We start from the raw sequence: 17,611 nt of genomic DNA on the forward strand, positions 1-17,611 counted from the left end.
GGCAACCTGTGCAGGCTCATGGCACGGCCGCGTCCGGCACCCCACGCCCCAGCACCGCCGCCAACGCCACCCCGGTATGACTCCCACTGGCCACCACCGCCTCCGGCGTCCCCGCAATCACCAGGCGGCCACCACCGCCCCCCCCTTCCGGCCCCAGATCCAGCACCCAATCGGCCTCGGCCACCACGTCCAGATCGTGCTCGATCACCAGCACGCTGTGGCCGCCATCCACCAGCCGGTGCAGCACATGGATCAGCTTTTCCACATCGCTCATGTGCAGGCCTACAGTGGGCTCGTCCAGCACATACAGGGTGTGCGGTGCCTTCTGGCCGCGCCGCGTGATGTCGTCGCGCACCTTGGTCAGCTCGGTCACCAGCTTGATGCGCTGCGCCTCGCCGCCCGATAGCGTGGGGGAAGGCTGGCCCAGCGTCAGATAACCCAGGCCCACGTCCTGCAGTAGCTGCAGCGGGTGCGCAATGGACGGCATGCTGGCAAAGAACGCCACGGCATCGTCCACCTCCATTTGCAGCACTTCGCCGATGCTCTTGCCGCGCCAGGTCACGGCCAGGGTTTGCGGGTTGAAGCGCGCCCCGTGGCAGACTTCGCACGGCACTTTCACATCGGGCAAAAAGCTCATCTCCACCGTGCGCATGCCCTGCCCCTCGCAACCGGGGCAACGGCCTTCGCCGGTGTTGAAGCTGAAGCGGCCCGGGCCAAAACCACGCGCCTTGGCCTCCAGCGTGCCGGCGTAGAGCTTGCGGATCGCATCCCAGAATCCGATATAGGTTGCCGGGCAGGATCGGGGAGTTTTCCCGATCGGGGTCTGATCCACTTCCAGCACGCGCTGAATCGTTTCATATTCCGTCACGCTGCGGCAACCGCTCCAGGCCGGCCGTTCACCGCGCTCATCGGCTTCACGCCCGGCACGGGTGGATCGTTGCAGCACGATGGCTTCCACATTCTTCAGCAGCACATCGCGCGCAAAACTGGATTTGCCCGATCCGCTCACGCCCGTCACCGCCACCAGCCGATGCAAGGGCACCGAGGCCGTCAGCTGCTGCAGATTGTGCAGGCCGGCCTGGTGCACGGTCAGCTGCGGCAGTTCCGCATCCATGGCACGGCGGCTGCCGCGCAAGGGGTGGCGCATGGCATCGCGCAGATAGCGCCCGGTGACCGAATCGGCATCGGCGGCAATCGCCTCCACCGTACCCTGGGCCACCACGCGGCCACCGCGAATGCCGGCCCCCGGGCCAATATCGATCACGTGATCGGCACGGCGGATCGTGTCCTCGTCGTGTTCCACCACCAGCAGCGTGTTGCCCTTCTGGCTCAGGTCTTCCAGCGCATCGATCAGGATCTGGTTGTCACGCGGGTGCAGGCCGATGGTCGGCTCGTCCAGCACATAGCACACGCCCTGCAAATTGCTGCCCAGCTGCGCCGCCAACCGGATGCGCTGCGCCTCGCCGCCCGACAGCGTGGGCGCGCCCCGGTCCAGCGTCAGGTAGGCCAGCCCCACCTGCTGCAAAAAGGCCAGCCGGCTGCGGATTTCCGGCAGGATGTCGCGCGCCAGCTCGGCCTCGCGGCCCTCGAACTGCAGCCCGTCCACCCAGTCGGCCACATCGGCCACGCTCATCGCCGCCACCTCGGCAATACCGATACCGTGCAGCCGCACATGGCGCGCCACCGGGTTCAGGCGCGTGCCCTGGCAGCTCGGGCACACCACATCGCCCACCACCTCCACATCGGGTTCGGCAAAGGTCTGCTCGCGGCCCTTGTTGTCCTTGGCCGCCACCGAATCGTCCAGCGCCTCGCGCTGCTTGCGATCCAGCTTGAGGCCGGTACCCACGCAATCCGGGCACCAGCCCTGCTTGCTGTTGTAGCTGAACAGGCGCGGATCCAGTTCGGCATAGCTGGTGGCGCACACCGGGCAGGCGCGCAGGGTGGAAAACACCTGCACCTCACCGATGGCCGCCGTGCTGCTGCCAGCCGTCATCGCTTCGGCCAGGCCGTCCAGCGCACTGAGCACCTGTACCACGCCCTTGCCATGCTGCAGCGCGGTTTGCAGGCCCACGCGCAGCAGCGCCTCATTTTCCGGCGTGATGTCCAGGCTCAGCACCGGCAGCTCGATATGGTGCTCCTTGAAGCGATCGATGCGCGGAAAACCGGTAGTCGGCAGAAACTCGCCATCCACGCGCAGATGCGTGTAGCCACGCGGCCGCGCCCAGTCGGCCAGCTCGGTGTAGACGCCCTTGCGCCCCGTCACCAGCGGTGCCAGCAAGCCCACCTGCTGGCCACGGTACTGCTTCAGGATCTGCGCCAGAATGCGCTCCATGCTTTGCGGCTCCACCGCGGCATCGTCATGCACACAGTGCTGCACCCCCAGCTTGACGTAGAGCAGGCGCAGGAAATGCCACACCTCGGTGGTGGTGCCCACGGTGGACTTGCGACCGCCGCGGCTCAGGCGCTGCTCGATCGCCACCGTGGGCGGAATGCCGTATACCGCATCCACTTCGGGCCGGCCGGCCGGTTGCACCAGGCTGCGCGCATAGGCGTTCAGGCTTTCCAGATAGCGGCGCTGCCCTTCGTTGAAGATGATGTCGAAGGCCAGCGTGGACTTGCCGGAGCCGCTGACGCCGGTAATCACGTTGAACTTGCCGCGCGGCACCTGCACCGACAGGTTTTTCAGGTTGTGCTCGTGCGCGTTGATCACCTCGATGGCCTGCAGCGACGGCGCTGCCGGCGCACGCGGTGCGGCGGCATAGGGCGGTGCCGCTTCCTGCACGCCCTTGCCGCCTGCTGCCCAGCCCATGGCCAGATCGTACTCGCGCAGCGCAGCGCCAGTATGGCTGTCGGGCTGCTGGCGCACCTGGTCCGGCGTGCCCTGCGCCACGATGCGGCCACCTCCCTCGCCACCCTCTGGTCCCAGGTCTATCAGCCAGTCGCTGGCGCGGATCACGTCCAGATTGTGTTCGATCACCACCAGCGAATGGCCGGCCTCCAGCAGTTGGCGGAAGGCCTGCATCAGCCGCGCAATATCGTCAAAGTGCAGGCCGGTGGTGGGCTCGTCAAACAGGAACAGCGTGCCCTTGGCCGCCAGCCGCTGGCGGCTCTTGCTGGCGCTGCGCGCCGCTTCGGCCAGAAAACCGGCCAGCTTCAGGCGCTGCGCCTCGCCGCCACTCAGCGTGGGTACCGGCTGGCCCAGTCGCACATAGTCCAGGCCCACATCCACGATCGGCTTCAGCGCGCGCAGCACCTCGCGATCCGGCGCATGGGCCGGGCCGCGCGCGGCGGCATCGGGCATGCTGGCTCCAAACAGCAGCACCGCCTCGTGCACCGTCAGCGCCAGCACATCGGCCACGTTCAGCGTGCGGCCACCGCGTTCGATGGTCACTTCCAGAATCTCCGGGCGATAGCGCTGGCCATCGCAATCCGGGCAGCGCAGGTAGACATCGCTGAGAAACTGCATCTCCACATGCTCGAAGCCGCTGCCGCCACAGGTCGGGCAGCGGCCATCACCGCTGTTGAAGCTGAACTTGCTGGCGGTATAGCCACGTTGCTGCGACAGCGGCGCGGTGGCAAACAGCTGGCGAATCGCGTCCCAGGCGCCCACATAACTCACCGGATTGGAACGCGCCGTCTTGCCGATGGGCGACTGGTCCACAAACACCACATCGGCCAGGTGGTCAGCCCCGAGCAGGCGCTCATGCGCGCCCGGAGCCTCGGTCGCCTTGCCAAACTGGCGCAGCAGCGCCGGGGCCAGCACGTCCTGGATCAGCGTGGACTTGCCCGATCCGCTCACGCCAGTCACGCAGACCATGCACTGCAGCGGAATCTCCACCGACACGTTCTGCAGGTTGTTGGCCGTCACGCCTTCCAGAATCAGGCGCGGCGTGTTGTCCTGCACCTCGCGCCGCAGCCAGCGGCTGGCATCGATCACCTGGCGGCGGCCGCTCAGGTACTGGCCGGTCAGGGTATCGGCCTGGCGCAGCGCCTGCGGCGTGCCGTCGAACACGATCTGGCCGCCGCGCTCGCCCGGGCCGGGGCCCATGTCGATGATGCGGTCGGCCGGCCACATCACGGCCGGGTCGTGCTCCACCACCACCAGCGTGTTGCCGGCATCGCGCAGGCGCAGCATGGCCTCGGTGATGCGGTGCATGTCACGCGGGTGCAGGCCGATGCTGGGCTCGTCCAGCACGAACAGCGTGTTCACCAGCGAGGTGCCCAGCGCCGTGGTCAGATTGATGCGTTGCACCTCGCCGCCGCTCAGGGTACGGCTCTGGCGGTCCAGCGTCAGGTAGCCGATGCCGACATCGCACAAATAGCGCAGCCGGTTGCCAATTTCCTCGAACAGCAGCTTCTGTGCCTGCACATCGGCGGCATCGCCAGCCTGCCCGGCACCGGACTCGGCCAGCAGTGCAAAAAATTGCCGCAGCCGCTCAATTGGCAGCTGCATCAGGTCGTGCAGGCAGAGGCCGGGCAAGGCCTCCAGTTGCGCACGTGTCCAGTCCGTGCCCTGGGGCATGAAGCGCTTGTGCGGCGGCAGCACGGCATCGGCCTGGGCCTTGTCGCCCACGCGCCAGAGCAGGCTTTCCGTTTTCAGGCGCGCGCCGGCACAGGTCGGGCATTCGGTATAGCTGCGGTACTTGGACAGCAGCACCCGGATATGCATCTTGTAGGCCTTGGTTTCCAGGTAATCAAAGAAACGCTGGATGCCGTACCACTGCTTGTTCCAGCTGCCCTTGTAGTTCGGCGCGCCGTCGATCACCCAGCGCTGCTGCGCCTCGGTCAGCTTGTACCAGGGCGTGTCACGCGGAATGCCGGCCTCTTCGGCGTGGCGCATCAGGTCGTCCTGCGCTTCCACCCAGGCCGGCGTCTGGATCGGCTTGATTGCGCCCTGGCGCAGCGTCAGCTTCTGGTCCGGAATCACCAGCCCCCAGTCCACGCCAATCACGCGGCCAAAGCCACGGCAGGCCTCGCATGCTCCCACCGCCGAGTTGAACGAGAACATGGACGGCATCGGCGCACTGTAGGCGATACCGCTTTCCGGGCACAGCAGGCTGCTGGCGTATTTCCACAAGGCGGGCTCGCCCTCGCCGTCTGTCGGCAGCACGTAAACACGCACCCGGCCTTCGCCATGGCGCAAGGCGCTTTCCAGCGCCTCGATCACGCGGCTGCGCTCCACCTTGCCCATGCGGAATCGGTCCGCCACCACATGCAGCCGCAGGCGCCCGTCCAGCGCCTCGCGCTCCTGCACCCGCGTGTAGCCCGATGCCGACAGCCACTGCTCCAGCTCTTCCTCGCTGATGGTATCGGGCAGCTCGACCGGAAACGTCAGCACCAGACGCGGATCACCAGCCTCGGCCGCACGCTGCTGCAGCTCGGCAAAAATCGAATCGGGATGGTCCTGGCGCACCGGCAAGGCCGTGACACGGTCATGCAGATGGCCGAAGCGGGCATAGAACAGCTTCAGGTGATCGTTCAGCTCGGTCATGGTGCCCACGGTCGAGCGCGAGGTGCGCACCGGATTCGTCTGGTCGATCGCAATCGCCGGCGGCACGCCCTCCACCCGGTCCACCGCCGGCTTGTCCATGCGGTCCAGAAACTGGCGCGCATAGGCGCTGAACGTTTCCACATAGCGGCGCTGGCCTTCGGCGTACAGGGTATCGAACACCAGGCTGGACTTGCCCGAACCGCTCGGGCCGGTCACCACGGTCAGCTCGCCGGTGCGGATGTCCAGATCCAGGTTGCGCAGATTGTTCTGGCGTGCGCCACGGATGCGGATGCGTTCACCCAGATAGCTGCCGGACGCCTCGCTGGCAGCAGACCGGGACACGACGGGGAGGGGAGTAGCTTCAGACATGCGGCCTCTTGGTTGGGAGTTGCGGATGATTGTAGAAGCAGCCCCGCCAACCAGCCGCACGGCGCCTACATACCAGTACGCCGGCACAGTTTCCGCCACGAGGAAAAAAACCATGCCCTTCCGTGCGAATTGTCATATCCGGAGAATAGACCGGTTCAACTTGATACATTTACCAACCCCTGCACCACCATGACCACTACCCGACTGGAACACGATCTGCTGGGCGACCGCGAAGTCCCCGCTGAAGCCTACTACGGCGTCCACACCCTGCGCGCCCAGGAAAATTTCCAGATTTCCGGTATCACCATCGCCACCATGCCCGAGCTGATCGTGGCCCTGGCGGCCGTCAAGGCGGCGGCAGCCGAGGCCAACGCCGAGCTGGGCCTGCTACCCGAAAGCCAGCGTGACGCCATCGTCGCGGCCTGTACCGAAATCCGCTGCGGTGCCCTGCACGACCAGTTCGTGGTCGACGTCATCCAGGGCGGTGCCGGCACCTCCACCAACATGAATGCCAACGAGGTGATCTGCAACCGCGCGCTGGAGCTGATGGGCCACCAGCGCGGCGAATACCAGCACCTGCACCCGAACGAACACGTCAACATGGCGCAAAGCACCAATGACGTCTACCCCACCGCCATCCGCATCGCCACCTGCTACGCCATCAAGCGCCTGCTGGCCGCCATGGCCCACCTGCGCGATACCTTTGCCGCCAAGGCCGAAGAATTTGCCGGCCTGCTGAAAATCGGCCGCACCCAGCTGCAGGATGCCGTGCCCATGACCCTGGGCCAGGAATTCTCCACCTACGCCGTGATGCTGGAAGAGGACATGGCGCGCCTGATCCGCGCCGAAGTGCTGATCCGCGAAATCAACCTGGGCGCCACCGCCATCGGCACCGGCATCACCAGCCATCCCGAATACGCCGCCAAGGCGCTGTACCATCTGCGCGAAATCACCGGCCTGGACCTGAGCACCGCGCCCAACCTGATCGAGGCGACCCAGGACTGCGGCGATTTTGTGCAGCTGTCCGGCGTGCTCAAGCGCATTGCCGTCAAGGTCTCCAAGATCTGCAATGACCTGCGCCTGCTGTCCAGCGGCCCGCGCTCCGGCTTTGGTGAAATCAATCTGCCGGCCATGCAGGCCGGCTCGTCCATCATGCCGGGCAAGGTCAACCCGGTGATCCCGGAAGTGGTCAACCAGGTCGCCTTCGAGGTGTTAGGCAACGACGTCACCATTTCCTTTGCGGCCGAAGGCGGCCAGCTGCAGCTCAACGCCTTCGAGCCCATCATCATGAACGCGCTGTCGCGCAGCCTGAACCTGCTGACCACCGGCTGCCTGACGCTGGCCGACCGCTGCGTCGCCGGCATCACCGCCAATGAGGAGCGCCTGCGTGAAAACGTGGAACGCTCGATTGCGCTGGTAACAGCCCTCAACCCCATCATCGGCTACGCCCAGGCCACCGCCATTGCCACCGAGGCGTTTGCCCAGGGCACCAATGTGCGTGACGTGGTGCTGCGACGCCAGCTGATGAGCGAGGAAGACCTGAACGACGCCCTGCGTCACGAAGTGCTGACGCAGCCGCGCGCCTACGCCAAGAAGCAGTAAGCCGCAGCGACTCCTGCTCCCCACCGCGCCCGGCTCCGTCCGGGCGCAGTCGTTTCCGGGCAACCCTTGCAGGGTTGCGGCTTTTACCATCTCTCACGCATCTGTAACAGGCCGCTGGCTACACTGAAAATCTCCCATCACCCTTCAAGAAGCCTCTCATGTCCCAGTACCAGATCGCTGTCGTCGTTGGCAGCCTGCGCAAGGATTCCTACAACCGCCAGCTGGCCCAGGCCATCACCCAACTGGCGCCGGCCGATTTCGGATTTGTCTTCGTCGAGATTGGTGATCTGCCGCTCTACAACCAGGATGACGATGCCAACCAGGCCGATAGCGTCAAGCGCATGAAGGCCGAGATCGCCGCTTCGCAAGGCGTGATTTTCGTGACGCCCGAATACAACCGCTCGATTCCCGGCGTGCTCAAGAATGCGCTGGACCACGGCTCACGTCCCTACGGCCAGAACGTCTGGGCCGGCAAGCCGGCGGGCGTCATCGGTGCCTCCATGGGCGCCATCGGCACCGCCATGGCCCAGCAGCACCTGCGCAACATCGTGGCCTACCTGGACATGCCCACCCTCAACGCGCCCGAGGCCTACCTGAAGTTCGACGACCAGACGGTTGACGCCCAGCACCAGTTCAGCAACGAAGGCACACGCAAGTTCGTGCAGAGCTGGGTCGATGCCTACGTGGCCTGGGTGAAGAAGATCGCCGGCTGAGCCGGCACGGGCAGCAGGCTCAGGCCTGCAGCTCGGTCTGGATACGCACCTCGCCCGTCAGCAACTTGTGCATCGGGCACAGATTGGCGATCTTGAGCAGCTGGGCGCGCTGGTCCTCGTCCAGCTCGCCCTGCAGCGTCACCTTGCGCACGATGTCGGTGCCGGCTTCCGGCTTGCCGTCCGGGTTGAGCGACAGCTCCACCTGCACGCCGGTCAGCGGGATCTGGCGGCGCGTGGCCACCATGCGGATGGTGATCGCCGTGCACGCTCCCAGGCTGGCCAGGATCATCCGGTCCGGGCTGCTGGCCGTATTGCCGCCGCCCAGTTCCTCGGGCTCATCGGCGGTCCAGGTATGCCCCAGATCGTCCTGCAGCGTGACGACATACGGGGTTTCGCCAAGCGTGGCGCTGACATGGGGAATGGCGGCCATGGGTGTGATCTCCTTGTGACATATCCGGCCAGGGCCGGGAACAGGCTTGCAGCCAGAGCTTTGACCACAAGCCTACCACTGCGGCACGCCGCACACACGCCATGGCCTGATCGCCGCGCGGGTTTTGCCGCCTGACACACGGTACCACGTGAACGCAAAACGCCAGCCGGGAAACCCTGCCCCGGCTGGCGTCTGCATCGTGTCACAGGGCAGCAGTGCCGCCCTGCCTGTCAGCGCCTCAGCGCTGCTGCTTTTTCTGCTCCATATCGTCTTCCATCATCTCGAACCACATCGCGTTCATGACCGCGAACAGGGCCGCCAGCGGGAGGCCCAGAAGCCAGGCGAAATACCACATATCAGATGTCCTTTCGTGAATGTTTGCTGCGGAAATGGCGTGCCGGCTCAGTAGGCATGGCCGCCACCACCCTCGATCTCATCCTCGGTGACCTTGCCGCGCATCACCGAATACACCCAGCTGGTATAGGCCAGAATGATCGGAATGAAGATGATGCTGGCCACCAGCATGATGAACAGGATCATGTGGCTGGATGAGGCATCCCACACCGTCAGGCTGGCCCGCGGCTGCACGCTGGATGGCAGGATGAAGGGGAACATGGACACGCCCACGCACAGCACCGTGCTGGCCACCGCCACGCCATTCGCCAGCAGCGTCAGCAACTCGCGGCGCTGCGTGAAGCCCCAGGCCGCCACCAGCGATCCCAGCACACCCAGTGCCGGCACCAGCCACAGCACCGGAGCCTGGGCATAGTTGGCAAACCACATGCCGGCCACGCCACCTTCGGCAGTCTTCAGCATCGGGTTGGACGGGCCGGTGGTCACCACCTCGCTGGTGATGCGGTAACCATCCACCGTCAGCCACAGCATCACGCCGGCCAGGATGAACAGCACTGGCGTCAGCAAGGCAAACACGCGGCCATAGCGGCGTGCACGCTGCTGCACCGCCCCCTCGGTCTTGAGCTGCAGCCAGGCCGCGCCATGCGCCGCCAGCATCGCCACCGACACCAGTCCGCACAGCAGCGCAAACGGATTCAGCAGGCCGAAGAAGGTGCCGTCATAGTAGATCTGCATGTCGGGTTCCAGGCGGAACGGCACGCCCTGCAGCACATTGCCCATGGCCAAGCCAAAAATCAGCGCCGGCACCAAGCCGCCAATGAACAGGCACCAGTCCCAGGTCTTGCGCCAGGTCGGGTGCTCGATCTTGCTGCGGTACTTGAAACCGACCGGGCGCAGGATCAGTGCCATCAGGATGGCAAACATGGCGAGGTAAAAGCCCGAGAAGGACACCGCATACAGCTGCGGCCAGGCGGCAAAAATGGCCCCCCCGCCCAGAATCAGCCAGACCTGGTTGCCCTCCCAGATCGGGCCCACGGTATTGATGCCCACGCGACGCTCCACATCGGTACGCGCCACAAAGGGATTGAGCATGCCGACGCCCAGGTCAAAACCGTCGGTCACGGCAAACGCGACCAGCAGTACGCCCAGCAGCAGCCACCAGATGACGCGCAACACGTCATAGCTCAGGAGTTCGTGAAGAATCATGTTATTTCTCCGGTCATGCGTGTGTCAGGCCTTGGCCGCGGTCTGCTGCGGCAGGGCGTAGGGCGAGGTTTTCAGTTCGCGGCGATCCTGTGCATCCAGCACCGGACCCTTGCGGATCGCCTTCAGCATCAGTTTCATCTCCACCACCAGCAGCACGCTATAGAGTGCGACAAAGCCCAGCAGCGTGCCCAGCACGGTGCCGGCACTCAGGTTGGACACGGCCACCGCCACCGGCAGCACGCCCTCGATCGCCCAGGGCTGGCGGCCAAACTCGGCCACAAACCAGCCGCACTCGGCGGCAATCCAGGGCAGCGGAATGCTCCACACCGCCAGCTTCAGCAGCCACGGGTAGGCATCGAGCTTGTGGCGTGCCGACAGCCAGAAGAACACCCCCATCAACAGGATGAAGTAGAAGCCCAGTCCGACCATGACGCGGAAAGCCCAGAACAGCGGAGCCACCTGCGGCACGGTATCCCAGGCGGCCGCGGCAATCTGCTCCTCGGTGGCCTGGCGCGGATCATCCACATAGGCCTTGAGCAGCAGCGTGTGGCCCAGATCCTGACTGTGCGCATCGAAACGGGCGCGCAACTCGGACGGAATCTCGCCGTAGCCATGGCTGCGGATTTCCTCCAGCGCGTCATAGGCCGCCATGCCGTTGCGGATACGGCCCTCGGCCAGCTTCACCAGATCGTAGATGCCCGGAATCTCGGTTGTCAGCGAGCGCGTGCCGATCAGACCCATGGCCCAGGGAATGTGCACGGCGTAATCGGTGCGGCGCTCCGCCTGATTCGGCAGGCCGAAGGCGGTGAACGATGCCGGCGGCGGCTCGGTTTCCCACATCGCCTCGATCGCCGCCAGCTTCATGCTCTGGTGCTCGCCGGACAGGTAGCCGCTCTCGTCGCCCAGCACCACCACCGACAGCGCCGACGCCAGGCCAAAGGAGGCAGCCACCGTCATCGAGCGGCGCGCCAGATCCAGATGGCGCCCCTTGAGCATGTACCAGGCCGATACGCCCAGCACGAAAATCGCCGCCACCGTGTAGCCGGCCGATACCGTGTGCACGAACTTGGCCTGGCCGACCGGGTTGAACAGCACCTCGGCAAAGCTGGTCACCTCCATGCGCATGGTCTGCGGGTTCAGCGCCGATCCCACCGGATTCTGCATCCAGCCGTTGGCAATCAGGATCCACAGCGCCGAGAAATTGGTGCCCAGCGCCATCGCCCAGGTGACGATCAGGTGCTTGACCTTGCTCAGCCGCTCCCAGCCGAAGAAGAACAGGCCAACCAGCGTCGCCTCCAGGAAGAAGGCCATCAGGCCCTCGATTGCCAGCGGTGCACCGAAAATGTCCCCCACATAGTGGCTGTAGTAGCTCCAGTTCATGCCGAACTGGAACTCCATGACGATGCCGGTGGCCACGCCAAGCGCAAAGTTGATGCCGAACAGCGTGCCCCAGAACTTGGTCATCTGCCGCCAGACCGGCCGCTTGGTCATGACGTAAACCGTCTCCATGATGGCCAGCATGATGGACAGCCCGATCGTGAGTGGCACGAACAGGAAGTGGTACAGGGCCGTGGCTGCAAACTGCAACCGTGACAGCCCGACGATATCGAGATCCATGGAAACTACCCCCTTCGTATCTCAGTCCAAAAAAACAGAACCCGCCCGCTGCCGGCAGTCGCCAGCTGCAAGCCCGTCACCATCAGCCATCGCGCAGGCGCGCCAGCGCCTCGGCATGGCCTGCCGATCCGCGTGGCCAGTCTCCCGTCACGCGTCCGGCCTCCAGCACCAGCAGGCGATCGGCCAGCTCGGCCTCGCGCCGCATGTGGGTCGCAATGACGGCCGTGCGCCCCTGCAGCGCAGCACCCAGGCGCTGCAGCACATCGGCCGCCGTGGCGCTGTCCAGCCCGTCGGTCGGCTCATCCAATAGCCAGACCGTGCTGTCCGCCAGGAACAGCCGCGCCAGCGCCAGCCGGCGCGCCTGGCCACGCGACAGACCCAGTCCGCCCTCGCCCAGCACCTCGTCTAGCCCTTCCGGCCTGGCCGCCATCACCTCCTGCAGACCGGCGGCATCCAGCGCCTGCCAGATCTGCGCATCCTCCAGCGCACGCTGCTGCAGATTCACGTTGGCGCGCACGCTGTCATGGAACAGCGCCGGCTGCTGCGGCAGCGCCACTGCCGGCTGCGCACGCACGCTGCCGCTGCCGGCCTCCAGCTCGCCGGAAATCAGCGCCAGCAAGGTGGACTTGCCACTGCCACTCGGACCGATCAGGGCCACGATCTCGCCTTGCGCCACACGCAGATCCACCCCCGCCACGCGCGCCTGCTGTTGCGCGCCGGGCACCGACACCTGCTGCAGCTCGGCCACCAGACCGGCGGCCGGCAGCGGCAGCGCGGTCTCCGCATCGGGCCGGGCACGCAGCGGTGTCGCCAAACGGCGTGCCGCCAGCAGGCTGGCCGACCATTCGAGCGCACCGCGCCGCATGGCGGCAAACGGTTCCATGCCGGCCATCGCCATCAGCAGCAGAAAAGCCGCATTCGGCACCGACATGCCATGTTGCAGCACCAGCCAGCCTGCCGCCATGGCCGCCGCCGCCATCGTCAGCGCATGCAGGATCTGCCACAGGGCAGCTGCCAGCGCATCACGGCGCTGCAACTGCGCGTCCAGCGCGGCCAGCCGCGCCTCGGTCTGCTGCCAGCGTGCCAGCCAGGCATCAAACTGGTTGGCCATCACCAGCTCGGTCTGGGCACCGGCCAGATCCAGACTCTGCTGACGCAGGCGTTCGGCCAGCCGCGATTGCGCCAGGCTCAGCCGCGTGGTGCTGCGCACCAGCCAGAGCACGATGCCAAAGCCCCACAACAGGAACCAGCACAGGCTGGCCACGCCCAGCCCCGGGTGGTGCCAGGCCAGCCACAGGCTGATCAGCAGCGTGCCGCACAAGGCCGCCGCCGTCGGCACGATCAGCCGCAAATAGAGCGATTCCGCCGCATCCAGATCACGCGTCAGGCGCAGCAGCATGCGGCCCGGATGCAGCCGCCAGCGGCTACCGTCCCCGGCCCCGCGCGCGGCATAGGCGCGGAACAGGCGTTCGCGCACCTGCACCAGCGCCTGCAGCGTGGCCTGGTGCGTGACCACCCGCTCGCCATAGCGCGACGCGGTGCGGCCCAGCGCCAGCAGCCGGATGCTGGCCGAAGGGGTAAACACATCAAAAGCGATGGCGGCAGCGCCCAGCAAGCCGGCCATGGCCGTGCCGGCCAGGAACCAGCCCGAAATGCCCAGCAGCAGCACGCCGGCCAGCGTCGTGCTGGCGGCCAGCAACACGCCCAGTGCCATGCGGCGGCCATGCCGGGCCAGCAGCGCCTGCAGCAGCAGGCGAACCGCCTGGCGATTCCGCTGCCCGCTCATGCGCCCGCCTCCGGCCGGACCCAGCGCGCCCGGCCATGGCCATCCAGCGCCAGCTGCTGCGGCATCGCCGCCATCAGCAAGGGATCGTGGGTGGCCACCAGCAGCGTCTTGCCACGGGCAATGCGCGCCAGGGCCTGCACCACCTGCGTGGCCGTGGCGCTGTCCAGGTGCGCCGTCGGCTCATCCAGCAACAGCAGATCGGCATCCTGTGCCACGGCCAGCCGTGCCAGCGCCAGCCGCAGCGCTTCACCACCCGACACCCCACTGCCGCCCTCGCCCAGCGGATAGCCGCCACGCGCCTGATAGACATCGCCCAGCCCCACCTTGTGCAGCAGCTCTGCCGTCTGTTGCGGCGTACTGTCGCGCCCCAGGTGCAGATTGCTGCGGATGGTGCCGGCAAAAAATGCCGGCTGCTGCCCCATCCAGGCCATGCGCTGGCGCAGTCCGGCCACGCTGCTGTCCTGCAGCACCACCTCATCGATCCGGACTTCGCCCTGACGCAAGGCGGCCAGCCCGGCCACCATCGCCAGCAGCGTGCTCTTGCCACTGCCACTCGGGCCGGTAATGGCCACGTGGGCTCCGGCAGGAATCTGCAGATCCAGTCCGGGACGATCCTCGCTGGCGGCGGCATCCATGCGGCCGGCCGCCGGTACCGCCTGTCGCAGCTGCACCGACGGTGCCTGTGCCGCGACAGGCGCAACAGGCACGACAGCAGGTGCTGCCGCCTGCTGCGGCTGCATCACCAGCGGTGCCAGCCCGTCCAGCATCCCGTGCAGACCCTGCTGCGCGGCCTTGCCGTTGGCGCGGTCATGCCAGACGGCCGACAGCTCGCGCAGCGGATCAAAAAAGGTCGGAGCCAGCATCAGCACATACAGCGCCGCATGCAGGCCCAGCGGCTCGCCCCAGGTACCAAAGCGGATTTCGCCCAGCAGATGAAAGCCGATATACACCGCCACCAGCGCCACGCCCAGCGCCGAAAACAGTTCCAGCACCGCCGACGACAGCATCGCCACATGCAGCACGCGCATGGTCTTGCGCGCCACGCGGCTGCCCTGCTCGCTCAGGCGACGTGCCGCAGCATCCACGGCATGCAGGGCGCGCAGCGTCGGCAGGCCGCGCAGCCGCTCCAGCAGCTGGCCATGCAGGCTGCCAAGTGATTGCAGCTGCTCCTCGCTGATGGCCTGGGCGCGCCAGCCGATGATGGCCATGAACAACGGAATCAGGGGCGCGGCACACAACAGGATCAGCGCCGCCAGCCAGGAGTGCCAGGCCACCACGCTGGCGATCACCGGAGGCACCAGCAGCACACGCCATTGCGCGGCCTGGTAGCGCGCCAGCCAGGGCACGATCGCCTCGGCCTGCTCCATCCAGACCCGGGTGACCTGCCCGCTAGGGGCGCGCCGGGCATCCATCGGGGAACTGGCACGGAGGCGCTGCGCCAGCTCCAGACGCAAGCGCGTCAACGCGGCACGGGCATGCAGCCAGGTGATACGGCTACCGGCGTATTCGCACACGGCGCGCAGCACACCGGCAGCCGCCACGACCAGCGCGGTCTGCCACAGCAGCGCCGGCAGATCCGGCTGCGGCGAACTGCTGCCTGTGACATGCGCCATCAGCGCTGCCACTACGCGCGCCAACCACCACGCCTGCACCAGCCACAACAAGGCCCCCACCCCTTGCAACAGGTAGGGCCAGCGTTGCAGGTGCCCTGAGGCCGGCCATGTTTTTAGCATATGCCAATTATATGCAGTGGATTCACATTTTATGCAAAATCGTAAATTGTTGTGCAGCCAGCGCGTCCGATCTGGCTGGTGCATGCCGGCCTACCCTAACAGATGATGATGACCCCTGCAAAAACCACGCTACTGCCCGGCCTACCATGCCCCTGCTGCCGCACTGCTGACCGCACCATCAGAAACAGCTTGTATCCAGGCGCAACACTGTTATACTGAATACCTATACAGTAATCCACTTGCTACACTAGTCTACAGGTTGCTGCCATGGGTAGACCCTACAAATGCCGTCACGTCTCGTGTGATGTCTCTGCCAACTACTTCAAGCCACTCGGTATCCCGCTGGCCCACCTGGAAGAAACAGAGCTGCACATGGACGAACTGGAGGCCCTGCGCCTGGCCGACATGGAAGGCCTGTACCACGCCGATGCCGCCCTGCGCATGGGCATTTCGCGCCAGACCTTCGGCAACATCGTGGCGCGCGCACGCAAGAAGGTGGCCACCGCCATCCTGCAGGGCCAGGCCCTGAAAATCGGTGAAGATGCAACCAGCAACCAGCGTGTGCTGCGTCTGCGGCAAGAACCCCACCCCGACACCCGCAAGCCCTGAACGCAAAAAAAGCCTGCCGGTTTTCGCCAGCAGGCTTTCTGGGGGGTGACCAGGCCATCAGGCGGCCACAGTCACCACGGCATCACCGTCGGATTCAGCCAAACACGCGGAAGCGCTCGGCATCATCCATGAAGGTCTTCTCGCCAAAACCGCCTTCGTTGGAACCGAAAGGCATCATGGCGCGCAGCTTCCAGCTGGCCGGCACGTTCCACTCGGCTGCGGCAGCAGCGTCGGGCAGCGGGTTGTAGTGCTGCAGGCTGGCACCGATATTGGCTTCGGACAGGGCCACCCACACGGCAAACTGGGCGATACCGCTGGCCTGCTCGGACCAGACCGGGAAGTTTTCGGCGTAGGCGGCAAACTGCTGCTGCAGACCGGCAATCACGTCCTGGTCTTCGTAGAACAGCACGGTACCGGCACCGGCGGCAAAGCTGTTGATCTTGGCTTCGGTCGGGGCAAAGCTGTCAGCCGGCACGATCTTGCGCAGCGCTTCCATCACGAAGCCCCAGAACTTGTCGCTCTCGGCGCCAAACAGGATCACGGCGCGCGAGCTCTGGGAGTTAAAGGACGAGGGGGACAGCTTGATCGCTTCCTGGATCAGCTGGGACACTTCCTGCTGCGGCAGCGGCAGGTTCTTGCCCAGGGCGTACTGGGTGCGGCGCTTGGAAATGCTGTTGATGAAGGCGTTGCTCATGGTTGTTGCTCCTGTAGGAAAAAGGGGGCCGGCGAAACCGATTTCGTCCGGCGGGAGAAGAAGGCCTGCCATGCAGGCCGTTGGTTGAAATAATAAACAAGACTCATGCTTTCCAGAACCACTGAAATGGAAATTCATTCTTTCCATTTCTGGGGTCTGGCAGCCCGATGTCCCGACATCAGTCGATCGCCGGCGCATCCACCAGCACCAGCTCGGCATCCTCGCTGGCCGTGACGCGGATCACGGTCTCGCCCTGAATGGCAGCACCATCACGCGCCTGCAGCTCCACGCCGTTGACCTCGACCCGACCCTTGGCCGGTACCAGATAGCCATGGCGGCTGGCATCGGCAAAATGGTATTCGGCGCTCTCGCCGGCCTTGAGCGTGGCACCCACCACGCGGGCCGGTGCCCGGATCGGCAGTGCCTCGTCGTCACCGGGCAGGCCACTGGCCAGGGTCACGAACTTGCCGGAGCGGTCTTCCTTGGGGAAGGGACGCGTGCCCCAGGACGGCTGACCACCGCGCTGGTCCGGGAAAATCCAGATCTGGAAAATGCGCGTGGCTTCCGGCTCCAGGTTGTATTCGGAATGGCGGATGCCGCTGCCGGCACTCATCACCTGCACATCACCGGCCACGGTGCGGCCCTGGTTGCCCAGGTTGTCCTGGTGCGTGATGGCGCCTTCGCGCACATAGGTGATGATCTCCATGTCGGCGTGCGGATGCGGCGGAAAGCCGGTCTGCGGCGCAATCGTGTCATCGTTCCAGACCCGCAGCGCACCCCAGTGGACACGCTTGGGATCATGGTATTCGGCAAACGAGAAATGGTGCTTGGCATCCAGCCAACCGTGGTGGGCACCGCCCAGGCTGTCAAAGGATCGACGTTCAATCATGCTGTACTCCTGTGTGTTCAAGATCACTATGACGTCAGTTTAGGGAGTATCATTCAACTTTAGAATACGAAAGATGGAATTTTATTCTTTCCATTTTCGTCATAATGATCCGCCACAT

12 protein-coding genes are annotated in these 17,611 nt (G+C 65.5%); 3 read left to right on the forward strand and 9 right to left on the reverse strand.

The annotated features are described in order from the left end of the window. Positions 1 to 16: 16 nt before the first annotated feature. Positions 17 to 5,860, reverse strand: a complete 5,844-nt coding sequence (uvrA, locus tag C513_RS0107015; protein ID WP_083927374.1) for an excinuclease ABC subunit UvrA — start codon at positions 5,858 to 5,860, stop codon at positions 17 to 19. A gap of 189 nt (positions 5,861 to 6,049) precedes the next feature. Here uvrA and aspA point away from each other — a divergent pair, with 189 nt between their 5' ends. Beyond that, positions 6,050 to 7,462 carry an aspartate ammonia-lyase gene (gene aspA / locus C513_RS0107020; protein ID WP_018715335.1) on the forward strand — a complete coding sequence of 471 codons (1,413 nt, stop codon included), beginning with the start codon at positions 6,050 to 6,052 and terminating at the stop codon, positions 7,460 to 7,462. Between the two features lie 158 nt (positions 7,463 to 7,620). Continuing rightward, positions 7,621 to 8,175 (forward strand): NADPH-dependent FMN reductase, encoded by a 555-nt coding sequence (locus C513_RS0107025; protein ID WP_018715336.1) that lies wholly within the window; start codon positions 7,621 to 7,623, stop codon positions 8,173 to 8,175. A gap of 19 nt (positions 8,176 to 8,194) precedes the next feature. On the opposite strand, the gene C513_RS0107030 is transcribed toward C513_RS0107025, so the two are convergent. From C513_RS0107030 to cydD, 6 genes are all read right to left on the reverse strand, one after another. Continuing rightward, entirely contained in the window at positions 8,195 to 8,605 is a 411-nt protein-coding gene (locus tag C513_RS0107030) for an OsmC family protein (protein WP_018715337.1), read from the reverse strand. Positions 8,606 to 8,843: 238 nt separating this feature from the next. After that, complete coding sequence (cydX, locus tag C513_RS13890; protein WP_018715338.1) at positions 8,844 to 8,960, reverse strand: cytochrome bd-I oxidase subunit CydX; 117 nt, start codon at positions 8,958 to 8,960, stop codon at positions 8,844 to 8,846. A 47-nt stretch (positions 8,961 to 9,007) separates the two neighbouring features. After that, positions 9,008 to 10,165, reverse strand: a complete 1,158-nt coding sequence (cydB, locus tag C513_RS0107040) for a cytochrome d ubiquinol oxidase subunit II (RefSeq protein WP_018715339.1) — start codon at positions 10,163 to 10,165, stop codon at positions 9,008 to 9,010. 24 nt (positions 10,166 to 10,189) lie between these two features. Next, positions 10,190 to 11,782, reverse strand: a complete 1,593-nt coding sequence (locus tag C513_RS0107045) for a cytochrome ubiquinol oxidase subunit I (protein WP_026320644.1) — start codon at positions 11,780 to 11,782, stop codon at positions 10,190 to 10,192. 82 nt (positions 11,783 to 11,864) lie between these two features. Further along, the gene (locus tag C513_RS0107050; RefSeq protein WP_018715341.1) at positions 11,865 to 13,568 is read right to left on the reverse strand and encodes an amino acid ABC transporter ATP-binding/permease protein; all 1,704 of its coding nucleotides are present in this window, start codon (positions 13,566 to 13,568) and stop codon (positions 11,865 to 11,867) included. Further along, positions 13,565 to 15,301: a thiol reductant ABC exporter subunit CydD gene (cydD, locus tag C513_RS12920; protein ID WP_083927375.1), complete on the reverse strand. Its 1,737-nt coding sequence runs from the start codon at positions 15,299 to 15,301 to the stop codon at positions 13,565 to 13,567. The genes C513_RS0107050 and cydD overlap by 4 nt, the downstream gene beginning before the upstream one ends. Positions 15,302 to 15,568: 267 nt before the next feature. On the opposite strand from cydD, the gene C513_RS12925 reads away from it, so the two are divergent. Then, positions 15,569 to 15,910, forward strand: a complete 342-nt coding sequence (locus C513_RS12925) for a DUF134 domain-containing protein (RefSeq protein WP_076342716.1) — start codon at positions 15,569 to 15,571, stop codon at positions 15,908 to 15,910. Between the two features lie 94 nt (positions 15,911 to 16,004). On the opposite strand, the gene C513_RS0107065 is transcribed toward C513_RS12925, so the two are convergent. Together C513_RS0107065 and C513_RS0107070 are read right to left on the reverse strand one after the other, a co-directional pair. Then, positions 16,005 to 16,604: a nitroreductase family protein gene (locus C513_RS0107065; RefSeq protein ID WP_018715344.1), complete on the reverse strand. Its 600-nt coding sequence runs from the start codon at positions 16,602 to 16,604 to the stop codon at positions 16,005 to 16,007. Between the two features lie 178 nt (positions 16,605 to 16,782). Next, positions 16,783 to 17,493, reverse strand: coding sequence for a pirin family protein (locus C513_RS0107070; RefSeq protein ID WP_018715345.1), 711 nt, complete (start codon positions 17,491 to 17,493; stop codon positions 16,783 to 16,785). Between the last annotated feature and the right edge of the window lie 118 nt (positions 17,494 to 17,611).

Origin of the sequence: Allobrachymonas chironomi DSM 19884 (genome assembly GCF_000374625.1) — a bacterium.
Taxonomy (GTDB): Bacteria; Pseudomonadota; Gammaproteobacteria; order Burkholderiales; family Burkholderiaceae_C; genus Brachymonas; species Brachymonas chironomi.

Coding starts and splice junctions, on each gene's coding strand:
- uvrA (WP_083927374.1), bottom strand. CDS start 5,860: ATGTCTGAAGCTACTCCCCTCCCCGTCGTGTCCCGGTCTGCTGCCAGC.
- aspA (WP_018715335.1), top strand. CDS start 6,050: ATGACCACTACCCGACTGGAACACGATCTGCTGGGCGACCGCGAAGTC.
- C513_RS0107025 (WP_018715336.1), top strand. CDS start 7,621: ATGTCCCAGTACCAGATCGCTGTCGTCGTTGGCAGCCTGCGCAAGGAT.
- C513_RS0107030 (WP_018715337.1), bottom strand. CDS start 8,605: ATGGCCGCCATTCCCCATGTCAGCGCCACGCTTGGCGAAACCCCGTAT.
- cydX (WP_018715338.1), bottom strand. CDS start 8,960: ATGTGGTATTTCGCCTGGCTTCTGGGCCTCCCGCTGGCGGCCCTGTTC.
- cydB (WP_018715339.1), bottom strand. CDS start 10,165: ATGATTCTTCACGAACTCCTGAGCTATGACGTGTTGCGCGTCATCTGG.
- C513_RS0107045 (WP_026320644.1), bottom strand. CDS start 11,782: ATGGATCTCGATATCGTCGGGCTGTCACGGTTGCAGTTTGCAGCCACG.
- C513_RS0107050 (WP_018715341.1), bottom strand. CDS start 13,568: ATGAGCGGGCAGCGGAATCGCCAGGCGGTTCGCCTGCTGCTGCAGGCG.
- cydD (WP_083927375.1), bottom strand. CDS start 15,301: ATGCTAAAAACATGGCCGGCCTCAGGGCACCTGCAACGCTGGCCCTAC.
- C513_RS12925 (WP_076342716.1), top strand. CDS start 15,569: ATGGGTAGACCCTACAAATGCCGTCACGTCTCGTGTGATGTCTCTGCC.
- C513_RS0107065 (WP_018715344.1), bottom strand. CDS start 16,604: ATGAGCAACGCCTTCATCAACAGCATTTCCAAGCGCCGCACCCAGTAC.
- C513_RS0107070 (WP_018715345.1), bottom strand. CDS start 17,493: ATGATTGAACGTCGATCCTTTGACAGCCTGGGCGGTGCCCACCACGGT.